The sequence below is a fragment of the Shewanella sp. SACH genome, from assembly GCF_001887095.2.
Lineage (GTDB): Bacteria > Pseudomonadota > Gammaproteobacteria > Enterobacterales > Shewanellaceae > Shewanella > Shewanella baltica.
In genome coordinates this window covers 282,806-306,195 of the sequence record NZ_MPDG02000001.1, presented here as the reverse complement: position 1 = coordinate 306,195, position 23,390 = coordinate 282,806, and the positions used below count along the sequence as shown (strand labels likewise).

Genomic DNA, 23,390 nt, shown 5'->3' with positions numbered 1-23,390 from the left:
CTCATTCGGGGTAAGGGCGATAAAGACAAGATAAGGGCTAGATAATGGCAAGGTGAGGAGCGATCTTCATCTTGCCTTGTCAGTATCAAAAAGGACGCGTCAGCAGATCAGGCGTAAATTGTTCAGGCGACAGCAATAAACCTAAGCTCTCGATTTGTGCATTCAAACGATTGAGATCTTGAGTCAGCGCTGGCAAGGTCAGCGTATTGTCATCGAGTTCATACACTTGTCTTAAACTCGTGTAATAAAACAGCAGTATAATCAAAGCATTCACATCATTTTGCGCCGCAGCGGCTTTAATCTTAATCAACTTGCGATAGATACGATTATGGAGCTGCTTTAATTGCCACACATAATAAATTTCACTAAAGAAGGGTTTATCCTTCAAGTTGTAAATCACTGCGCTACACAGACCCAGACTGAAAATCACCCCTAAGAGATTCAAATGGAAATTACCTGTAGGCTCACCCGGCACAGGCGTCGCACCAAACAGCGCAATCAACCCAGCTCCAAAAATCAGTGACAGCACGACTAAGCTAACAACTAAAATTACGATGAATAAATTCATGTTTTTACGGTACAAGGTTTTATCGATTTCCTGCAGCTTCATAACATCCCGCTCAAATAGGCCGCCTAGCGTTGGCGTATCAATCAATTAATGGCAGAGCATACCGCAATCCCCTTTATTCGGCCTTAACTGATTTAAACGCATAGCTAAAATACATTTCTCATCCTCACCCGCGAGCGATACAAATTGACACCTTTAGGTGTAACCAAACTGGCTGAAGGATAGGATGATGTATCAATTGAAGAACAACGGCTTAATGCCCTTGCGATTCAGCGTATGAAAAATAATCTTGCGTTTATCTCAAAACATTAAAATGTTAACGTGCGCCCCAATCAGGGTAAAATTTGCTAACCTTTACTTCAGTGAATGTCCTAACGATATCGCCGCTTTTACAAGATACCGTGCCTTAAGTTCCCGCATTCAAACCACACAAGGAATGCCATGATACTCAGCAAAGCCTTTGCACAAGTCGTCCTTTTGGCGCTCAGTAGCCTTTGCTTGACTGCGCAGGCCAAAGACCTGCTCGCGGTGGGTGCGAGTTTCAGCCAAATTTTCGAACTACAGCCCAATGGCGAATATACCGGCTTAGGTGTCGATATTTTAAATCGCTTCGCCCAGCAGCAAAGTGTGAACATTCACTATCAAATTACCCCTTGGCGCCGCGCCATTTCTATGGTCGAACGTGGCCAAGCGGATATTCTTATTGGTCCCTACGATACCCCAGAGCGTGAAGCAAACTTGGCTTTTGCTACGAAAGCGTTTTACCGCGATAACATGGTGTTCTATGCCCGTGTAGGCCATGAAACAGTATGGAATGGCGACTATGCCAGCATTAAAGGTCAACGGATTGGTAAGATGCAGGGTTGGAGTTATGGCCCGACTTTTAATGAACAAACTAAATCATTGAACATCAATGAATTTGTCGATATTAAAAGTGGGATAGAACGCCTCTCTCGGGGGGATTTAGATTTACTCGCCACAAACAGCCGTAATACCGATGCTGTGCTCGCCCAAATCAAAATCCCTAAGGCAATTACCCCAATCACGCCGATAATCGATGTTCAAGACGGTTTTATGGCATTTCCGAAACAGGCGAAATTTGATCCCTTAAGACATAGGTTTGACAGCTTTTTCGATGAGATGATCCAAAATGGCACCTTTACAACACTCGGCCAAAAATATCGCGTAACCTTGCCTTACTGAGCCTGCGCGATTGATCATGCACGACCGCTGCAACTTTATTAGCACCCGCCTAACCTATGCTCACATGTGTAATAAAGGGCGACGGGAAAGCCAGTTAACCGTTAGAAGCTAGCAGTTAGCAGTTAGCAAAGACAAGCGAGCAACTGCTGCTCTATCTCGTCCCAATTGACTTCGTCCACGGTAATCATCTCTAGTCTGGAATCTAAGCTGTCATCGAGTTCAACCACAGTAAACTCATGATCAATCCAGTTAAATCCAGCTATCCCCTCAGAGGTGATCATCACGGCCTTTAATCTCAGCAATACTTGCCCGACGTCTGATGACTGAGTGTGGCACTGAATAAACGCCATTAACTTATCAAAATCAAACTCTTGCCTTGGATCAAACACCCAGCCACAGCTAAAACAGCCTTCGCCTTGATTCTGCTTACGCACTATGCCGCGTGCATCAAATTCAAGTGCGACTTCGATTGCGCCTTCAGCAAAAAGACTTAGCTCACTCAAACGCGAACCACCCGTGCGGAACAAGCTAGGAGCAGTCGTTGTAAGATTACCTAGCTTAGGGACTATGCCACCATTACTGCTAATGTTGAGTGACACGCGCCTTGGTTGGTTTAAATAATCCAGCAGCGCGCTAGGTAAAGGTTGCTGGTTAGTGTGGCTCACCACAGGAATATCAGTGCGTTCGATATGGCTTAAATAGGTCTGTAACTCATAGAGTAACTTGGTATTTTCGGCATCATATAAATCTGACTTAGTCGCGATAATCACATCGGCCACTTGCAGCTGTTGGATGAAGTTTGCATGTTCGCGATAGCGGGGATCGTGGATTTTACGCGCGTCCACCAAACATAAAGTACTGCGCAGTGAAATCACATTCTGATAATGGGGCGCACTCAATACTTTAATGATTTCATTAGGATGCCCAAGCCCAGTCGGTTCTATCAGTAAGCGGTCAGGTTTCGCTTTCGCAATCAACTGATTGATCGCCACTTGCGTCGGTACGCCCGCGGCGCAGCACATACAGCCACCCGCCACCTCACGAATTTGTATGCCGTTATCGGAGGCGTTCAGTAACCCCGCATCAATGCCGACCTCACCAAACTCATTGACCAGCACAGCCCAAGTCTCATCCGCGGGTTTAGTCGCCAGCAATTGTTTAATCAAAGAGGTTTTACCTACGCCTAAAAAACCTGTGATGATATTGGTGGGAATCGCTTTGATAATCATAAGGAAACTCGCTCGAATAGAAAGCTTGGCGCTCGAGTGTAGAAGTATTGGCTTTGAAGCTCAACAAAAAGCGCATCGGTGAGGATGCGCTTTTAGAATGGCGACGGGCTATTTAACAAACTAGGCAACCGTCAAACAGCGAGGCTGACAGGCGCTTGGCGCTTATTAGCCTTGATTGTTGGGCTTAGCTTATTTTGACTTAACTTATTTAGACTTAACTTATTTTGACTTAACTTATTTTGACTTATTTGCGCGAGAGCCAAAACCTGACTTATTGCTCACCAAATTCGACTTAGGTTTAGTCGCATTAAACGGCTTACCTGAGCCCGAAGCTGGCTTAGCACGGCTAGAGGATTTCTCGCCACCTGCTTTGCTGTCCTGCGCTTTACCTTTAGCGTACTTGCCCTGACGAGACTGACCAATAGTGCGATCCTGCGGCGCCTTATGGCTCCACTTTCCAATCGGCTTAATCGGTGCCGCTGGCGCATCACGGTAGCGGGCAGGTAAAGGCGTGCCTTCTTCATAACCCGGTTGTACCGACACAGGCAGTTTTTGCTCAATCAAGGCTTCAATTTCAGCGAGCATTTCATCGTCTGAAGGTGACACGAACGAAATCGCGCGGCCGGTTAATCCTGCACGGCCTGTACGACCAATACGATGGATATAATCTTCGGCGAGGAAAGGTAATTCAAGGTTGATCACCATAGGCAAGGCATGAATGTCTAACCCACGTGCAGCCACATCGGTTGCCACCAGCACACGTAATTTACTGGCTTTAAACTCTTCTAACACCCGATTACGGGCGCCTTGAGTTTTATCACCATGGAACACGCCTGCGGCTATGCCATCAAGCTTTAATTCTTGCAATAAATGCTCGGCGCTTTCTTTCGTGCTGGCAAAAACCAACACTTGACGCCAATTGTTGCGGCCAACGAGTTCTGACAACAGCTCGGCTTTGCGACGTTTATCAACGCGATACACTTCCTGCACTACTGTAGATGCCGTTGTCGTATCGGCAACATTCACCCACTGAGGTTCATTCAGCATTTTCTCGGCAAGTTGTTTCACCGCATCGCTATACGTGGCTGAGAACAACATGGTTTGATGCTGAGGCGCAATTAAGCGTTTCACTTTTTCAATGTCGCGCACAAAGCCCATGTCTAACATGCGGTCGGCTTCGTCGATCACTAAGGTCGTGACGCTCGACAGATCTAACTGGAATTGGCCGATAATATCGAATAAACGACCTGGGGTTGCCACCAAAATATCAACGCCCTGCTCTACCCCTTTACGCTGGGGATTCATGTTGGCGCCGCCGTAAACCGCTAAGGTTTTCAGTGGCAGGAACTGGCTGTATTTCTGGATATTTTCGCAGACTTGAATCGCGAGTTCACGGGTGGGAGTCATCACCAACGCGCGTAAAATCGGTTTATCATTGCTGTCATTTGTTAAAGACTCAGCCGCCAGCTTTTCAAGTACAGGCAGAGCAAAGGAAGCCGTCTTACCTGTACCCGTTTGGGCGCAGGCCATAATGTCTTTGCCTTCAAAGGCAAGCGGGATCACTTTCTCTTGCACTTGAGTGAGTTGCTGATAGCCACACTCAGTTATCGCATTCAAAATAGGAGAAGATAAACCGAGTGTTTCAAATTTCATAGGGACTCTTTAGCTAAGTAGTAAAACTTTGATGCGAGGTGATACTCAATGCCCCAACGCGGGGCCGCGGAGTCTAGCAAAATCCGCGGCGTTTTTATAGGCAATTATCATGTCTCAGTTAATATCCCCTCAGACACGGGAGACTAACGGCGGATCCTGCAGGTATTTTTGGGTAAATTCAGCGGCAGGCACAGGTCTTGAGAATAAGTAACCTTGGCCGTAGTCACAACCTGCTGCCAACAACACTTGGCGCTGCGCTTCGGTTTCGACACCTTCGGCAATCACCTTCATCCCCAACTTGTGGGCCATCACGATTATCGCCTCACAGAGAATTTGATCGTTTGAATCGGTATCAATATGGCGGGTAAAAGATTGATCAATTTTAAGATAGTCGATATCAAACTTTTTCAGATAGGCGAGTGACGAGTAGCCCGTACCAAAATCGTCCAACGACACTTGCACGCCCGCATCGCGGTAGGCCAGTAGTTTTTCGGTCACGCCCATACTGGCGTCCAATAACAAGCCTTCGGTAATTTCAACGCACACGCCCGCACCCGTGATATTGAGATCTTGCAATAACTTCAGCCAATCATTGAGCAGCGTGCCTTCATCGCGAAATTGGATTGGGGATTTGTTGACGCTGATTTGGATTTCAACCCCTAACTCGTGGCGCCACGCCGCACTTTGACGCGCAGCTTGCTCAAACACCCAATTACCGATTTCAACTATCAGCCCAGTGTCTTCCGCCACCGGAATAAACTCGGCGGGTGACACAGCGCCACGCTCAGTATGGTGCCAGCGGATCAATGCCTCGGCCTTAGTCACTTCCCCTGTCGCTAAGGCAACAATTGGCTGATAATGCAGTTCAAATTCTTTATTGGCGACCGCTTGACGCAAATCTTGGATCAAGCGCATGCGGTATTTGGCGTATTCCTGCATCGACGGGGTGAAATAGTTGAAACGATTGCGCCCTTGATCTTTCGCCGCATACATCGCCTGATCCGCATGCTTAAGCAGTCCTTCAATACTGGTCGAATCATCGGGATACAAAGTGATCCCAATACTGGCGCTGATGTAAGCCGTTTCTTCACCCAGCACATAGGGCTCGGCAATTCGCCGCAGAATATTCTCGGCAACGCGCTCAATGCCCTTATGATCTTCCATCGAACTTAACACTACAGTAAATTCATCGCCGCCAAGACGCGCCACGACGTCGGCATCACGCACGCAGGATTTTAAGCGGCTCGCAGTTTCTATCAGCAGTAAATCGCCCATGGCATGGCCTAAGGTGTCATTCACTTCTTTAAAGAAATCTAAGTCCAAGAACAATAAGGCAAAGTGGTTGCGATTGCGGTCAGCGTTTTTCACTTCGCTGCTTAAATATTCCAACAACATGCGCCGATTGGGCAAGCCCGTCAGCGTATCGTAGTTGGCTTGCTTCCAGATCAGATGCTCATTTTGCTTCTTGTCGGTAATGTCAGAAAACAGCGCCACACGTCGATAGGGATGGCCTTCTTTGTCATTGATGGTATTGATGGTTAACCAGATGACATATTCCTCGCTGTTTTTACGCCGCTGCCACATTTCCCCTTGCCACTGGCCCTTTTCACGGATCTCATTATTCATTTTGGTGTAAAAATCGCGGCCATTGAGGTCACAATAAAGCAGTCGAATATGTTGATCCCGCACTTCAAATGCGCGATAGCCGGTCATCACACTAAAGGCGGCATTGACGGTAATAATCACGCCTTTTTCATCGAGCACACTCATGGCTTCTGAGCTGTTGTCGTATACCAGCGCCGACAATTTTAACGATTCTTCAATCATTTTTGCGTCGGTAATATCGGTATAGGTTCCGCACATCCGCAGGGCATTGTTGTTTGCGTCACGGCTCACTACTTTACCCGTGTCTAAAATCCAGCGCACTTTGCGATTGAGTGTATTTAGACGATATTCCATCTTATGCTGCGCCGTTTCGCCGCGAATATGGGCCTCAATCGAATGCAGCACTTTAGGTCTATCTTCGGCGACAATCGCGTCCATCCATTGGCGACTGTTAGCGTTGAGCATATCCACATCGCAGCCGAGAATATCGGCGCTGCGAGCGTTACGTTCGATACGATCATGACGAATATCCCAATCCCATACCCCAAGATCGCTACTGCTCAACACCAGTTCGAGTTGTTCACGACTAGCAAGCACCTCTTGGTCGGCTAAGGCCTGTGAGGTGATATCCAGATATCCGGCAATCACCAGCAGCGCAGTATTACTACCACCGCGCTTGCAGGCCACTGTCATATGGGTATAAACCACACTGCCGTCTTTAACGATAAAACGTTTATCCATCTCGTAATTATCAATTTCTCCGCGCAGCATGAGCTCAAATTGCAGCGCATCGCTTTCTAAATCATCGGGATGGGTAATTTGCGCCCACGTCATCCGCAGCAATTCAGCCTCTGAATATTTGAGCATTTGGCATAAACGTGGATTCACCTTTATCCACTTTTGGTCAATCCCCGTTATCGCAATACCAATGTTGCCGACGTTAAATTGGCTACGAAATAGGAAATCATCCTGCAGGCGAATTTGTTCATCACGTTCTAACTCAAAACGCCGTGACAACAGGCGGCTCAGTAGCCAAGTCGCAATGGGAAAAATGGTGAGCACAGGTAAGGTGACTTGTTCAAGTAAGGGCATTCCGATGCCATTGGGTAAAAATACAAACCACAGCAGCATTACGATATGCACTGCATAGGCGAAGAGAAAGATTTCTCTACCTGAAATGTTCGCTAAATAGGATTTGCGATATTGACGCCAGATCACCCCAATTAACCCGGATGACACTATCACGCCGACGCCAATCCACATCCCCGCGCCACCAATACTGATGCGATATAGCGCCGTCATCACCACAGCAATAAAGGTCGGCAAACCACCGAAAAAGAGGCCTGAAATACAGAGGATAACCGAGCGAGTATCGAAAAAAACGCCCGGTTGATATATCCAAGGCGTGCTCATGATGGTGATACCAATACCACCGATGAGCATCCCAATAATGATACGCCACAGCAAGAAATACTGCCGCTGATGCTTTTTAGGGATCACGTCGTACAAAAATACCAACGCCAGCAGCAAAGCCGCATTTTGCACTAACGGAAAGAGAATACCTTTATCCATGACTCAGGGAGCGACTCCAATAAATGAGGGGGCTTGATACAATTTTAACATTCCCCTCACTAGTGTAGCAGAATCACTTAGAAATCATGCGCTAATTCCTTTTACCACATCACACTTTGTATATGCTGCATCACACTTTGCAATAGAGTTGTTGACGATATTGTTCAGCAATGGAATGCCAGTCAAAACGCTGTGCCATGGCCGCCGCACGCACCTTTGACCATGTTTTCCCCTCGAAACAAGCAATGGCTTGCATCAACCTTTGCAAAAACGCTTCGGCTTGCTCGTCTAAGCTATTGCCGTTAAAAGCAAAGCCAGTCACGCCATCCTCAACGGTATCCTTCAATCCGCCCACACCATGCACCAAGCAAGGCTGTCCGGCGCGCATCGCGAGCATTTGACTGATGCCACAGGGCTCAAAGGAGCTTGGCATTAAGAAGAGATCGCCATGCTGATACAGCGCCTCGGATAACGCCTCGTTATATCCCTGCAAAAATAATAGGTTATCGTATTTAGCTCCTAACGCTTGAAAGGACTTAGCAATCGATGCATCGCCGCTGCCGAGTAAAATCAGCAGCGCCGTCGGTTTTGTTTGCTTCAACGCGTTAAGTAAGGTTTCAAGCACAGATAAACCCGAGGGTAATTGATGGCGCAGCAATAATACTTTTTGATCGGTCAAGCGGCCAACTGAAGTGAGTAACAGGCTCGGTACTTGCTCTGCCATCGCTTGGCGCCAATGGGCTTGCGTGCGCGCAAAGGCAATCATATCTACGCCGCTCACTTGGGTTTGATGTCCCTGCCATTGCACTAACGCAGTCTCAATCGCACTGAGCAGTTGTTTGAACTCAGCCCCTTGAATACGCGCCTTTGGCTTAGCGGGTAAATCCGATACTGACGAATATACACAGCCATTTAAAATCCCCACCACTTTGCCGTCATTAGCCTTGACCTGTAAGTCATGCTCTAACCCTTCGCCACCAAAGAATCCCGCTTCTGGTCTGGAGGGCTGCAACACTTCCTTGGCATAACTGGGTGAGACTAAATGCACTTTGTCGCTTAACACTATGCCCATGCGCATAGGGTTAACACAGTAGGGATAACGGGGATCGGTGATCAGCTGTTTTTGCCCCTGCGTTAAAGACGCAAATAACTCGGGAAACCAAGCCGCAAACGAGGACGAGTCTTGGCTTAGGGGACGTATCCCCTGCAGCGCCAAATTGTGGATGGAGAACACGCACTCAATCTGTTTAAGTGCGCTGAACTCAGGCACAAACGCCCTTAGCATGGCTAAGCAGCCCGCATGCCAATCATGTAAATGCAGCACAGCCGGCATTGGCACTCGACCCGTGGCTAATGCCGTGGCGACACTCGCGCAAAGGAAAGCAAACTTAGTTGCATCGTCGGCAAAAGGACGCTCGGCGCTGCCTTGGCTATAAATTTGCCCAGGTACGGATTGCCATAATGCATGTTCGAGCAGATAAATCATCGCCTCTGGCACTTGAGGATGGGGCATGGCAAACACATGCACCCGCTCCAATCGGCCGCCAAAGGCTACGGTTAACTCCCCCAGATCTTGGGGTTGATTCGCGACCGTAGTCAAAAAACCATAGCTTGGCATAATCACATCGGCGCACAAATCCACACCCGCCAAAGCGTCGGGCAAGTCACGGATCACATCCGCCATACCGCCAACCTTGGCGCCCGCAAGGGCACCGTTTTCAGCCGCGACCATCAAAATGCGTTGTTTCAATTAATTGGATACTCCCGCTACTTCATTTCAGCGGCTTATTAATAAGCTGACTGTACCTAAGCGCTAAATCTAAGGGCTAAATCTAAGGGCTTAATCTAAACACTTAACTTAAGCCCGTACTTAAAGCTCGAACTTAAGCCCGTTCCTAAGCCGTTTGTGCACATTATGCTCGGCGACTCAAAAGATGAATTGCAACCGCTATTCATAACCCACTGGTAAACCTAGCATGTCACGGGTCACTAAGGTGACGCCTTTTTCCGACACCCTAAAACCTTTGGCTCGGTCGTGATCGTGGTTATAACCTATCACCATGCCTTCGGGAATAATGCAGCCACGGTCGAGTATTGCATTCTTGATTTTGCAATGGCGCAGCACGACCACATCGGGTAGCACGACTGAATCTTCAACCAACGAATAAGAACAGACACGTACTTCGTTAAACAATACGCTACGGCGCACGGTCGCACCCGAAATAATACAACCGCCCGAAACAATCGAGTCCAACGCCATACCGCGTCTGTCATCGTCATCAAACACAAATTTAGCGGGAGGCAATTGTTCTTGGAAAGTCCAAATTGGCCATTTTGCATCGTACAAATTCAGTGCTGGCGTGGGCGATAACAGCTCCATATTCGCTTGCCAGAAAGAGTCTAGCGTCCCCACATCGCGCCAATAGGCTTGCTCGTTCGGGAAAGCGCTCTTAAAGGGATAGGCGAACACATTATGTTTTTCGATGATCGCAGGAATAATATCCTTACCAAAATCGCGATCTGAGCTTTCGTTTAGGGCATCTTTCTTGAGCTGGTCAAACAAAAACTCAGTGTTAAACACATAGTTGCCCATAGATGCTAAACACATTTCTGGATTGCCCGGAGAATGTTTAGGCTGCAGCGGCTTTTCTTCAAAGCCTAAAATGCGCATCTCGTCGTCGACTTCCATCACCCCAAACGAACCCGCCGCTTCGGCGATAGGCACCTCAAGGCATGAGACTGTCATGTCTGCACCCGACTCGGCATGGGCGGCTAATAACCCCGCATAATCCATGCGATACACATGATCGCCCGATAGCACCATCACATACTTAGGTAACTCGTGGCGAATGATGTCGATGTTTTGGAATACCGCATCGGCGGTGCCTTGATACCAGTTTTCCGAATAGCGTTGTGAGGCGGGTAAAATCTCCACCGACTCGCCTAACTCTTTCTTAAAATGGCCCCAACCGCGCATTACATGGCGGATCAAGGAATGCGACTTGTACTGAGTGACCACACCCACGCGGCGAATACCTGAGTTGATGCAGTTAGACAGCGGAAAATCGATAATACGAAACTTACCACCGAAATACAGCGCCGGTTTAGCACGCCAATCCGTGAGTTCATGCAAGCGAGACCCGCGCCCACCAGCTAAAATCAACGCATAGGTTTCACGAGTTAAATTACTGATATAACGAACATTAGACATAGGCTCTTACTCCGAAATCGGCAAACTGATTGCCCATAAATGGCTTCTCGATACGGCAGAAACTGCCGTATTCCCCTGAGTATTTCTCACTTGCATTCCCCATTCCTTCCATTGATTGTTGCTTTCCTTTCAAACACTTATACTCATCCGCTATAACAAGACTTATAACCCAGAGCCCAGCCCTTACAGTTTCCAAATTTCATCGCGATAACCCGCGATCGTCACATCACTCGAAAAACGTCCACTGGCGGCGGTATTGCGAATACTCATTTGCGTCCAAACCTGCGGATCTTTATAGGCCCGCGCCACGGCTTCTTGCACGACTCGATAACTGTCAAAGTCAGCGGCCGTCATCCATTGATCGTCGCTACTTTCGATGGCGGCAATAATGGGATCGAAAATCCCTGGCTCCAGCAGATTGAAATGACCACTTTTGAGTAACTTCATCACCTCAGATAACGCCGGTGAATCGTCAATAATGCTGCGTGGATGATAGTGGTTACGTACCTCTGAGACCTGCTCCGCATTGAGTCCAAACAGGAAGAAGTTCTCTGAGCCTACTTCCTCTAACATCTCGATATTGGCGCCATCCATAGTGCCAATCGTCAGTGCGCCGTTCATCATGAACTTCATATTGCCCGTGCCCGATGCTTCTTTACCCGCGGTCGAAATTTGCTCTGATAAGTCAGTTCCCGGGCAGATTTTTTCCATGGCGCTGACGTTGTAATTGGGTAAGAAAGCAAAACGTAGGTAAGGCGTGACTAAAGGATCGGAATTGACCATGTGGGCGACATTGCTGGCGAGCTTGATGATCAACTTAGCCATAAAGTAACCGGGCGCCGCTTTACCGCCGATCAACACGCAACGTGGCACCATGTTTTCGGTGTGGCCTTGTTGGATCTGATGATAGAGATGGACCACGTGTAAGATATTGAGCAGCTGACGTTTATATTCGTGAATACGCTTCACTTGCACGTCAAACAACATAGATGGATCGAACTCGACGCCACATTCTTTAGCAATCATCTTAGCCAGCAAAGCCTTGTTAGCTTGCTTCACATCACGCCATTTTTGGATAAATGCCGTGTCCTGCGTGAGGGCATTGAGCGCCGTTAACTGGCTTAAATCTGTCACCCATTCTTTACCTAAATGGGCTGTCAATAACTTAGCTAAGGCAGGGTTACAATGGGCAAGCCAACGCCTTGGGGTCACGCCATTGGTGCGATTATTAAACTTGTGCGGCCACAACTCATAGAAATCCTTAAACAACCCAGATTTAAGCAGTTGCGTGTGTAAACCCGCGACGCCGTTGACCGAAAAACTCGCCACAATCGCCAGATATGCCATGCGCACGTGAGGATGGGGGCCATCTTGAATAATCGACATACTCGCCAGTTTGCTAGCGTCCCCCGGCCAATGGTGGGCGACTAAATCTAAGTAGCGGGCGTTGATTTCATAAATGATTTCTAAAATGCGTGGCAGCATCTGCGCCATCATGCGCACGGGCCAACGCTCTAGTGCTTCTGGCAATAGGGTATGGTTAGTGTACGCCATGGTCTGGCTGGTGATCGCCCACGCACTGTCCCATTCCAAACCGTATTCGTCGATCAATAACCGCATCAACTCAGGCACGGCAATGCTGGGGTGAGTGTCGTTCAGCTGCATCACATTTTTAGCGGCAAACTGGGTGAAATCATGACCATGACGACTCACCCAACGTTTGAGCAAATCTTGCAAACTGGCGGAGGATAAAAAGTATTGCTGACGTAATCGCAGCTCTTTGCCGTTCTCGCTCGCATCATTGGGATAGAGCACCATAGTGATCTGCTCGGCCAAGTTTTTACGGGCCACGGCTTCTGTGTAGTCGCCTTGGTTAAACTCAGCTAAATCAAAGTCATCGGTCGCTTCGGCCTTCCACAATCTCAGGGTATTCACCCGTCCATTGCGATAACCGGGAACTGGCATGTCATAGGCGACGGCGAGCACATCTTGGGTTTCAACCCAAATAATGTGCCTGCGACCCTGTTTATCGACATAGGATTCTGTGTGGCCAAAAAATGGCACTGTCACGTTGTGGGTGGGGACGCGCACTTCCCACGGATTGCCTTCGCGCAGCCAACGGTCGGGACGCTCAACCTGATAACCGTCGACTATCTTCTGGGCGAACATGCCATATTCGTAACGTATGCCATAACCCGTCACGGATAAGTCCATACTGGCGCAGCTATCGAGGAAACACGCCGCCAATCGACCTAAACCGCCGTTACCTAAACCGGCATCATGTTCGGCTTCTTCTAACTCTTCCAGCGATACTGCATAGTTGCTCAAGGCATCACGGCTATCTTGCTGTAAATCTAGACTCAGCAGTGCATTACCTAGCGCCCGGCCCATCAAAAATTCGAGGGATAAATACGCCACTTGCTTGCGCTGAAAATGACTGTCATCCACACGGGTCTGACGCCAATTGTCTAGCATCTGTTCTTTGACGCTATAGGCCAACGCTTGAAATAATTCGCAGCTAACACCTTCGCCACGGCTGAGTCCATAACGTAAATGGCGCTCAAAAGAAGCAGGCAAGGCATCGCAGGGCTCACAGGGTTCAACGGCTTTAGGCTTGGCCTGACGCTTAACTGGCGCCTTCTTACTCGCCGCTTTTGGCGCGGATGATACGGGTTTTTCGCTGGTATTTGGGCTCAGTTCGCTTTCGTCAGTCATAGTTAATTCCTTCATTTCTTGAAAATCAAATCAGCATGAAAAAGCATGAGACTGCGATCTTGCAGCAAGTATCGCGTCGTAGAGATCTGAGCATCCAGCGGCTCAGTTTGGGTATGGATAAGGCATTGCCACGGACTCAAGTGCTCAAAAGTCGGCGGCGTAAATGCCAAAGGATTATCGTCGGCATTGACCATCAATAGCAGAGCTTGCTGCTTACCTTGGCCTTCTAAGTCACCAGAAAGCACTACAGATAAACTGCGGCACATAGATTCAGTCCACAAGCTCTTGGTCATTTGCTCACCTTGACGACTAAACCAATCTAAGCGAGCACCGGTATCGGCTAAAGATTCGGCCAATAACTGTTCATGAATGAAGCGTTTAGCGCATAACAACGGGAAACGTTTCCGCAGGGCGATAAGCTGCTGAGTAAAGGCTAACAGCTCAGTGTCCATGCCCTTTGCCGACCAATCGAACCAGTTCAGTTCATTGTCTTGGCAATAGGCATTATTGTTACCTTGCTGGGTGCGGCCCGTTTCATCGCCACTCAACAACATAGGCACACCTTGGGATAAAAATAGTGTCGTCAATAAGTTACGCTGTTGACGACTGCGAAGTGCCAGAATTGCGCTATCTTCGGTTTCCCCTTCAATCCCATAATGATGACTGAAGTTTTCTTGGTGACCGTCGCGATTATCTTCCCCATTCGCCAAATTGTGGCGCTGGGTATAACTCACTAAATCTTTGAGGGTAAAACCGTCGTGACTGGTTAAAAAATTAAGACTGGTCGCAGGTGGACGGCCGCCATGCTCGAAGAAATCCCCCGAGCCGTGAAACCGCCGAGCAAACTCGGGCAACATGCTGTGATCGCCGCGCCAGAAGCGGCGCATAGTGTCTCTATATCTGTCATTCCACTCGCTAAAGGCCACGGGGAAATTACCTAATTGATAACCGCCAGGGCCAATATCCCAAGGCTCAGCAATCAATTTTACTCGGCACAACACAGGGTCTTGCAACAATGCATCGAAGAAACCTGAGCCGGGATCAAAACCATAGGCCTCGCGACCTAGGCAGGCCGCTAAGTCGAAGCGAAATCCATCGACGCCCATGATTTCTACCCAGTAACGCAGCGAATCTAACACGAGCTGCAACATGCGTGGATGGTTGATATTTAAGGTGTTTCCGCAACCCGTATCGTTAATGTAAAAACGCTTATCGTTCGGATGCAGGCGGTAATAACTGAGATTATCTATGCCACGAAAACTAAAGGTTGGCCCAAGTCGACTGCCCTCGGCGCTGTGGTTATAGACCACATCGAGGATCACTTCGATACCCGCACCGTGAAGTGCATCAACCATAGCCCGAAACTCACCAATATCGTCGGATGACAGATAACTCGGCTCAGGGGCAAAAAAACCGATACTGTTGTAGCCCCAATAATTGGTAAGCTTTTTCTCGAGCAGAAACGGCTCAGTAAAAAAGGCCTGTACTGGAAGTAACTCGACGCACGTCACCCCAAGTTCGGCCAAATAATCGATAGCAGGCTGAGTCGCTAAACCCGCAAAGGTGGCGCGTTTATTAGGTTCAATCTCAGGATGCGCCGCCGTAAAGCCTTTAACGTGCATCTCATAAATGATGCAGCGCTCTAGGGGGTTGGGCTGAAACCTCGTCGCAACGGGCTGAATCGACTGCTTAGCGGCGATATCGATTAATGGACGAATGTCCACAACCTTACATTTTGGCACATGGGCAGCGTTATCTAACTTACTGAAAGATAAGTCTTCATCCTTGTGATTCAGCTCGTAACCATAGTTAGACTCATGGTCGCTATATTCACCGACCAGCTGGCGGGCATAGGGGTCGAGCAATAACTTATTGGGGTTAAATCTGTGGCCAAGCTGAGGCTCATAGGAGCCATAAACGCGATAGCCGTAGAGTTGCCCCGCCTTAAGCCCCTGCACAAACACATGCCAGATTTGCTGGGTTTGCTCAGTTAACGCAATACGCGCGACTTCTTGCTCGCCATTGTCATCAAATAGGCATAACTCGACCGCTGTCGCGTTAGCTGAAAATAACGCAAAGTTGACGCCATCCCCCTCGACACTCGCACCGAGCGGAAAAGGCTCACCTGCCCCCAAGGCCCATTTCTCATTTTGAGAAGGGTTATGTTTAGCGTCAGGGTTGAGCTTGATATCATCAGCCGTTGGCTTTTGCATACTAGTTCGCCTCAGCCAATCCAGTTGCAGGCCCTATCACTAGGCAACCCAAGGGCGGCACAGTGATCAGCGCGCTCTGCGCCATGCCCTGCCACGGCAGCGACTCAGCAACGACAGTGCCCGCATTACCTTGGTTACTGCCACCATAAATCTGGCTATCGCTATTCAGGTATTCGCGGTAATCCCCCGCCAAGGGCAAACCAATACGGAACCCAGTGTGCAATTGGGGCGTCATGTTGATGACAAACACTAACGGCGCATCACCCGCTAACCCGTAACGCACAAAGGTAAAGATGCTATCGCGGCTATTTTCACAATCTAGCCAACTGAATCCTGCCCCATCGTAATCCTGAACTGATAAAGCAGGCATAGCTTGATATAAGTGATTGAGATCTTTAAGCCAACGTTGCACACCTTGGTGCGGTTCATAAGCCAATAAGTGCCAATCTAAACTCTGGTTATGGTTCCACTCATTTCGCTGACCAAACTCGCAGCCCATAAAGAGTAATTTCTTACCGGGATGCCCCCACATAAAACCGTAATAGGCACGCAGGGTCGCAAATTTCTGCCAATCGTCACCGGGAATTTTATGCAGCAAAGAGCCCTTGCCGTGGACCACTTCATCGTGACTCACGGACAACATAAATTGCTCGGTATAGGCGTACATCAAACTGAAGGTCAATTGATGATGGTGGAATTGGCGGTAAAGCGGATCTCGGCCTAAGTAGCTTAAGCTGTCATTCATCCAGCCCATGTTCCATTTAAAGCCAAAGCCGAGACCTTGCTGATCCGTCGGCTTAGTCACCCCCGCAAAAGCGGTGGACTCTTCGGCAATCATGCAAATGCCGGGGAAAGCTTGGTACAGGCGTTGATTCAAAATTTGTAAGAAACTAATGGCTTCGAGATTCTCCCGTCCACCATAGGCATTGGGCAGCCATTGGCCCGGCTCGCGGCTGTAATCGAGGTACAACATGGAAGATACGGCATCGAGACGCAGGCCATCGAAATGAAACTCCCGCAGCCAGTAACAGGCATTACTCAACAAGAAGCTGCGCACTTCACCGCGATCATAGTTATAAATCAGGGTATCCCAATCGGGATGTGTGCCCTTGCGAGGATCTTCATGCTCATACAAACAAGTGCCATCGAAACGCACTAAGCCGTGGGGATCCTTAGGAAAATGCGCCGACACCCAATCGAGGATGATACCAATTCCCGCCTGATGGCAGGCATCCACAAAGGCTTTTAACCCATTGGCATCGCCAAATCTGTGGGTCGGTGCATAGAGACCCACAGGCTGATATCCCCACGAACCATCGAAGGGAAACTCGCTGATCGGCATCAATTCAATGTGGGTAAAACCTTGATCCTTCACATAGGGAATCAGCTGTTCAATCAAGTCTTGATAATCAAGATATTGCTCGCCTTGATCCCCCTTACGACGCCACGAACCTAAGTGCACTTCGTAGGCCGACATGGGCGCTTTATGCCAAGCAGTCGCCGCGCGTTTACTCATCCAAGCGGTATCATTCCAACTGTGATGGGCTTTTGGGGGCACGATAGAAGCATTATGGGGCGCGCATTCCATTTGAGTCGCCATGGGGTCGGACTTGGTATGACGCTCACCATTTTGATAAACCAAATCAAACTTATAGTGGGCGCCTTCAACCACATTGGGTAGAAATAGCTCCCACAAACCATTGGCAAGATGTTGGCGCATTACATGGCGAGTATCGTCCCAATGGTTGAAATCCCCCACCACAGAGACCCGTTTGGCATTGGGTGCCCACACACAAAAATGCACACCTTCAACGCCTTGGGTCTGACGCCAGTTGGCGCCTAAAAACTCATAGGCGCGCTCGGCGCTGCCTTCACCAAACAGGTAAATATCGTCACTATTGAGCAGTGAATCAAACTGATAAGGGTCGACTATATCTAGCTGACACAGGGGGTATTCTACCCGCAGCAAATAGAGAAACGGTTTGACGCGTCGCCCCAGCGTACCGGCGAACAATCCCTGCTCGTTAACTTTGTCCAGACTCGCTACTTTGCGGCCATCTTTAATGCTGATCACATCCACACTGAGGGCATTGCGTAAAAAACAACGAACAATTAATGCCTTACCCTCGTTGGCACTGTGCATACCCAAGAGCGAAAAAACATCAGTGTATTGACCATTAAGTAGGGCGACGTCGGCGCCATCGTAAAAATAGGCATTGGCTTGAGTCATCATTTTTCTTCCGTTTATCAGTCAATTAAACTTGCAAATTGGCACTCTTTATCCGCATAACACACCCTAAATATCGAACCTTTAGGGATGGCATAATGTGGCACTGGATCAGCAGCATTAACTCGGTAGCTGTCTCGCCGCAGCGATATTTTGTAATCGCTGCAGTATCTCTGGCGAAGCCGACACTTGCGTTAAACTCAAAGGTAAGCGGCGCTGCCAGTTAGGATATTCGAGCCAAGTGCCGGGAATGTTCACCGCATGGCGATCGGCTAATAAATCACACAGTTGCACGCTGTACAGCGCACTATTTCCGCGAGCCCCTAGGGTCATCCAAGCCGTGAGCAAGGTTTGAATATCAAGTTCGGCTATCGTCACCTCGGCTAACAGACCTTGAGCGACTAACAGTGAAATAAGCTGCTGCTTTTCATGCTCCCGCCCTGCGAGCGCATCGCCCAATTGTTCGTCAGAATCAAATAGGGATAACTGTCGACGCAGGTGCAAATCGCTGCCACACCACCAAGCGACTAAAGTCGGTACATCGTGGTTCGCCAGTATCATCAGGCTCTGGGACTTGTATTGATCCGGTGATTTAAAGCCTTGATGGTCTTTGCAGAAATAGAACAATTCGTTGGAATAAATACCAGAAGTGTAGAGACGATGAATAATGTCCGGTGGCACTAGCCCTAAGTCTTCACCAATCACCACACAGCGGGCGCGTTGGCTCTCAAGGCAAACGATGGCGAGCATGGTTTCGACGGGATAATACACATAGGCACCCTGGCCGAGTTGTTTATCCAGTGGCCACCACCAAAGGCGCAGTAAACCCATCACGTGATCGATACGCAAGGCACCACAGCTTTCCATATTGGCGCGGATCAAGGCGATAAAATGACTGAAATTATGTTGTTTCAACTTCACCGGATCGAGGGGAGTTAAGCCCCAATTTTGCCCTTGGGGCGCAAAGGGATCGGGCGGTGCGCCGATACTGGCATGCAAACAAAACTGCTCGGCATTGGCCTGTACTTCACTGCCCTGCAGCGCTGCGCCAACGGCCAAATCACGGATTAATCCCAACCCCATACCCACTTCTTTCGCTTTTAGCTGGCAAAGGTGTAACTGGTTTTCAGCCACAAATTGCAGGTAAAGATAGAAACCTTCCTCTTGTACAAACGCTTTTGGGCTACGTAAGTATTCCGCTTGAGCAAACTCTTGCAGCGCAGTGCCCTGCTCACGCACAAACTCATGGAATCTTTGCGCTCTGGGCGTGTCGTTTGCTAAATGGGTTTCACAAAAAACGCGATATAACTGCTCAAAGGCACGGTATTTGAGCTCACTCACCTTAGGATAATCGAGCCAATTGTCACGATTCAGTAAGGCGATGGCCTCTATCCAAGTCGCGCTTGAAAATTCAGTGGTAAGTGCTTGGTATTCAGGAACGCTTTGTAATTGAATATAAAGAGGATTGAGTCTGCGGCGATCGCACGGACTATAGGGACTCGGATGCTCTGGCGCCGCAATGTCGAGGGCATGCAAGGGATTGAGTTGAATGAAATCCGCTCCCTGCGCCGCCACCAGCGCGATCAGTTGTTCTAAATCGCCAAAGTCACCAATGCCCCATTGGCTCTCGCTGCGTAAACTGTAGAGTTGAACGCTGATCCCCCAAGGTTTATGGCGTTTACCTTGGGCGACAGCCGTGAGTACGCCTTGATAAGCGGCCCGCGGTGCCACCATTAAGGTGCCAGAAAACAAGGTGCTGGTATCAGCCTCTGCCGTCACACTGCTCTGTAGCGACGAGCTTGGCACTTGTGCACTGGTCTCTAGAGCATGTTTTAAGCTTAAAGCTATGCGATGAAAGCCCAAACCTAACACAGAGAAATCACTCGCATTTTTGTCAGCTGCATGCGCAAATGAGTCTTGGTTTTTGATTAAGGCTGGGTTGTTAGTGAACTCTTGGCTGCTCAGGAAATAAGACGCTAAATTTACCGCCTCAGTCTCAGCGGGCATTGAATGTTCAGGGGAAGTTTGGGTCTTAGCCTCAGCTAAATCGAGGCGTGCTAATCCCAGTTGCGTAAGATCAAGGCGATAGTGGAGATAAAGCGTTTGTTCAATGCGGTAATCGCCAATCGACTTAAGCGCCGAGAACGGCACATCAAATACGATAGACTCACCCTGTTCGCATTCAATTGCCACACTCAGATCTGAAGTATAGGTTTCAGGTAAACAAAGGCTTATCCAAGGTTCATCCACGAAACACCAATGGAATTCGGGTAACACCTGAGTCCAAGGACGGGCATCCAGCAAGTCAATTTGTGAGGCGATCAGCGCTTCGGTCAATACCGCATCGACGTTAGTCTGCCCAGCATAACTCGATAACGCCTCTGTAGCAGAAGCATCAATGGCAGTCCCTGCCACAGTGTTTTTTTCCTGTAACATACAGGTCAAGATACCTTGCCTGTCTACCTCGGAAATATGGATCTCTTGGCCAAAACAATCAGTAAATTCTGCTCCAACCCCCCGCAAATACAGCAACTTTTCCAGCCCCATATTTTGTCGCCCCCGCGACCGCTCATCCATAGCTTTAGATATACAGTAACCATGCCAACCAAAAGTAACAAGAAGATGACATAAATATTTCAGGGAAATAACAAAAAACTTTTTCAAAAAATCAGTAACTTACTAGAAGCACTCAGTTAAGTTCGCGCGCAGTGACAATCGAAATAATAAACATGGAACGCACCAACTTGGGGCATGCGTTCAGCAAGAGGGCAAGCATGCTTCCCAAGGCCTTGACGAAAAGCAGTCACGAGAGGCAGTTAAAAAAGACAAGCACTAAGCAGGGAACTAAGGCATAAAAATAATATGACAGGCGTAAGACATTTATATGTCATAGCATTCGAACTAAAACCCAATGAATAAGACCCAAAACATATCGACTAGTGAGTTCGGTGCAACACTTTGTATCAATTGTACTTTATAACTTGAACAGCCTATCTCTCCTCTGTCAACATCTCATCTCGCTACAGCGTAGAAACATAATAACAACATTACATTCATGGAGCCTGCTATGCCCTCGCTTATCCGCCAGAGGCTCGCTCGATGGAACGCTAAAGCAGAAACTCCCCAATGATGATTGAGAATAAGGATATGAAATGAAGAAGTTATCAGGATTACTGTTTGTCGGCTGCATAGCCTTAACCGGTTGTGAAGGAAGTACAGATGGTGATCTAACGCCGACGCCACCGACGCCCGATCCCACTCCGCCAGCCTTATCTGCGGATGTATGTTATTTAATGAAAACCACAAAAGGCGATATCACACTCGCCATTGACTTAACGAACATGCCCATCACAGGTAAAAACTTTAAGCAGTATGTTGATAAGTCTTTCTATAACGGCACCTTATTCCATAGAACCGTTAATAACTTTATGATCCAAGGCGGCGGTTTTACCACAGGGCTCAAAAGCAAACCAGGCGATGCCCCCATCAAGAATGAAGCCGCTGTCGGTATTAGCAACAAACGTGGCACTATCTCCATGGCTCGCACAGATGACCCTAATTCTGCAACATCACAGTTCTTTATCAATGTGTTAGATAATCCACATTTGGATGCGTCTGCGAGCAATTATGGTTATGCCGTGTTTGGCAAAGTGGTTGACGGCATGGATGTGGCGGATCAGATCAGCATAGTACCGACAAAAAACAGCGGTGGTTTCGCCAACACGCCAGTACAAGAAATCCTGATTAACTCTGTGGCTAAAACAAGCTGCCCTGCAGCTTAAGTATCTAAAAGATGCACAGCTAAACGACATCGAGTTAAAAGCAAAAAAGCACTGAATCTTCAGTGCTTTTTCATTTTAAAAACGAATCGATTTTAGCGTCTAATTCATTTAAACCATGAGCTAAACGATTACTCGTCGCCTTGGATCTTTCCGACCAAGAGCATAGGCGCCGCATCAATTTTATCGGCGTCCATCATAGTCGCGATACGCTCAACGGCAGAGAGCAATTGACTTTGTTCCCATTCTTCAAGATTCTGATAACGCTTAATAAAATGATCCTGTAACGGTTTAGGTGAGTCCTGTAACAGCGCTCGTCCCGCATCGCTAAGGTATAAATGCACCTTACGTTTGTCAGTCTCACTGCGCAAACGGATCACTAAACCACGGCCCTCGAGACGATCGATAATGGTCGTCACAGTCGCAGGGCTCAACGTGATCTCTTTCGCTACAGTTTTCGCCAATGGCGCATCCAATTGGGCGATTTTTTGCATCACCATCAATTGCGGCCCAGTTAAACCTGAATGTTTGTTCAGCTGGCGAGAATGAATGTCGATAGCGCGTATCACTCGACGCAGCGAAATGAGCAGTTGTTCGTACTTTTCCATAATGTCCCGTCCCAGTTGTCCAGTGCACCTTACCAGAAAGCGCGACTGAACTCACCAAGAGGAGGCACTTTTATGGTAAAAGTCCCTTATATTACAACATGAATTGGCGCGATACCGACAACACTAGGCGCTCGTCACTGGTATCTAAGTTCATGCTGGTATCTTCAGCGGCAAGGCTGAAATCAAAGCCGCTCCAGCTGGTCATATAGGCAACGCGGAAGTGATTAAAGGATTTACCGCCATCCCATGACCATTTGTCTTCATCGAGTGACGTCGAGCGGTCAACACTGAAGCGAATATCATGGCCTTCGGCAACGCTAATCGTATGGCCGAGCAACATAGTGTAATGTCCGCCGCCAAAACCAAAGTAGTCCCATGTGTAGGTTAACTTAGCTTCAGAGTGGCCAAGGGAAGTGTCGTAACCTAGCTTGCTATACAGCTCAGGATAGTTGTACTCATCAGAGAAGGAATCGCCGTGGTAGGTGTAATAGGCCAGCCCGACATCGAGACTCAGTTGCTTGTTAAGCTGAAAGTACTTACCCGCATAGGCATCGAGCTCTAACCAAGTGTCATCGCTGCCACCAAAGTCGACATTCGAGGTAAAGCCGCCCACGTACCAGCCCGAATCAAACCCGTAATCCAAACTGCCTTGCAGTGCTGGGCCGTTGTCCGTTTGGCTGACACCGTTAAAAGTGTAATCCGACGTCGCCGTCACAGTGGCCGATAATCCGGCATTCGCCGCAGTCGACATCAATAAGAATCCGCCGGCGACAAGATAAAAACATTTTGATTTCATTATTAATTTTT

14 protein-coding genes are annotated in these 23,390 nt (G+C 48.4%); 2 read left to right on the top strand and 12 right to left on the bottom strand.

Going from position 1 to position 23,390, the window contains the following annotated elements; translation table 11 throughout:
- Positions 1 to 85 precede the first annotated feature (85 nt).
- Complete coding sequence (locus BM607_RS01235) at positions 86 to 610, bottom strand: DUF3087 domain-containing protein (protein ID WP_006085138.1); 525 nt, start codon at positions 608 to 610, stop codon at positions 86 to 88.
- 399 nt (positions 611 to 1,009) lie between these two features.
- On the opposite strand from BM607_RS01235, the gene BM607_RS01230 reads away from it, so the two are divergent.
- Positions 1,010 to 1,771, top strand: a complete 762-nt coding sequence (locus BM607_RS01230) for a transporter substrate-binding domain-containing protein (protein ID WP_006080865.1) — start codon at positions 1,010 to 1,012, stop codon at positions 1,769 to 1,771.
- Positions 1,772 to 1,893: 122 nt separating this feature from the next.
- On the opposite strand, the gene BM607_RS01225 is transcribed toward BM607_RS01230, so the two are convergent.
- The 9 genes from BM607_RS01225 to malQ form a co-directional block, all read right to left on the bottom strand.
- Positions 1,894 to 3,000: a GTP-binding protein gene (locus BM607_RS01225; protein WP_071939138.1), complete on the bottom strand. Its 1,107-nt coding sequence runs from the start codon at positions 2,998 to 3,000 to the stop codon at positions 1,894 to 1,896.
- 234 nt (positions 3,001 to 3,234) lie between these two features.
- On the bottom strand, positions 3,235 to 4,653 hold the full coding sequence (locus tag BM607_RS01220; RefSeq protein WP_071939139.1) for a DEAD/DEAH box helicase: 1,419 nt from the start codon (positions 4,651 to 4,653) through the stop codon (positions 3,235 to 3,237).
- Positions 4,654 to 4,782: 129 nt separating this feature from the next.
- Entirely contained in the window at positions 4,783 to 7,830 is a 3,048-nt protein-coding gene (locus BM607_RS01215; RefSeq protein WP_071939140.1) for an EAL domain-containing protein, read from the bottom strand.
- A gap of 130 nt (positions 7,831 to 7,960) precedes the next feature.
- A complete protein-coding gene (locus BM607_RS01210; protein ID WP_071939141.1) occupies positions 7,961 to 9,580 on the bottom strand; it encodes a glycogen/starch synthase in 1,620 nt (539 codons plus the stop codon).
- Positions 9,581 to 9,778: 198 nt separating this feature from the next.
- A complete protein-coding gene (glgC, locus tag BM607_RS01205; protein WP_006080859.1) occupies positions 9,779 to 11,041 on the bottom strand; it encodes a glucose-1-phosphate adenylyltransferase in 1,263 nt (420 codons plus the stop codon).
- Between the two features lie 183 nt (positions 11,042 to 11,224).
- A complete protein-coding gene (locus BM607_RS01200; RefSeq protein ID WP_071939142.1) occupies positions 11,225 to 13,756 on the bottom strand; it encodes a glycogen/starch/alpha-glucan phosphorylase in 2,532 nt (843 codons plus the stop codon).
- Between the two features lie 11 nt (positions 13,757 to 13,767).
- Positions 13,768 to 15,969, bottom strand: coding sequence for a glycogen debranching protein GlgX (glgX, locus tag BM607_RS01195; protein WP_071939143.1), 2,202 nt, complete (start codon positions 15,967 to 15,969; stop codon positions 13,768 to 13,770).
- A 1-nt stretch (position 15,970) separates the two neighbouring features.
- A complete protein-coding gene (glgB, locus tag BM607_RS01190) occupies positions 15,971 to 18,202 on the bottom strand; it encodes a 1,4-alpha-glucan branching protein GlgB (protein ID WP_071939144.1) in 2,232 nt (743 codons plus the stop codon).
- Positions 18,203 to 18,316: 114 nt separating this feature from the next.
- The gene (gene malQ, locus BM607_RS01185) at positions 18,317 to 20,743 is read right to left on the bottom strand and encodes a 4-alpha-glucanotransferase (RefSeq protein WP_071939145.1); all 2,427 of its coding nucleotides are present in this window, start codon (positions 20,741 to 20,743) and stop codon (positions 18,317 to 18,319) included.
- A 605-nt stretch (positions 20,744 to 21,348) separates the two neighbouring features.
- Between malQ and BM607_RS01180 the strand changes: the two genes are divergently transcribed.
- Entirely contained in the window at positions 21,349 to 21,978 is a 630-nt protein-coding gene (locus BM607_RS01180; RefSeq protein WP_071939146.1) for a peptidylprolyl isomerase, read from the top strand.
- Positions 21,979 to 22,106: 128 nt separating this feature from the next.
- Here BM607_RS01180 and BM607_RS01175 read toward each other — a convergent pair whose 3' ends face one another.
- Both BM607_RS01175 and BM607_RS01170 read right to left on the bottom strand, forming a co-directional pair.
- Entirely contained in the window at positions 22,107 to 22,583 is a 477-nt protein-coding gene (locus tag BM607_RS01175) for a MarR family transcriptional regulator (protein ID WP_011846259.1), read from the bottom strand.
- Between the two features lie 91 nt (positions 22,584 to 22,674).
- Positions 22,675 to 23,379, bottom strand: coding sequence for a TorF family putative porin (locus BM607_RS01170; RefSeq protein ID WP_071939147.1), 705 nt, complete (start codon positions 23,377 to 23,379; stop codon positions 22,675 to 22,677).
- Between the last annotated feature and the right edge of the window lie 11 nt (positions 23,380 to 23,390).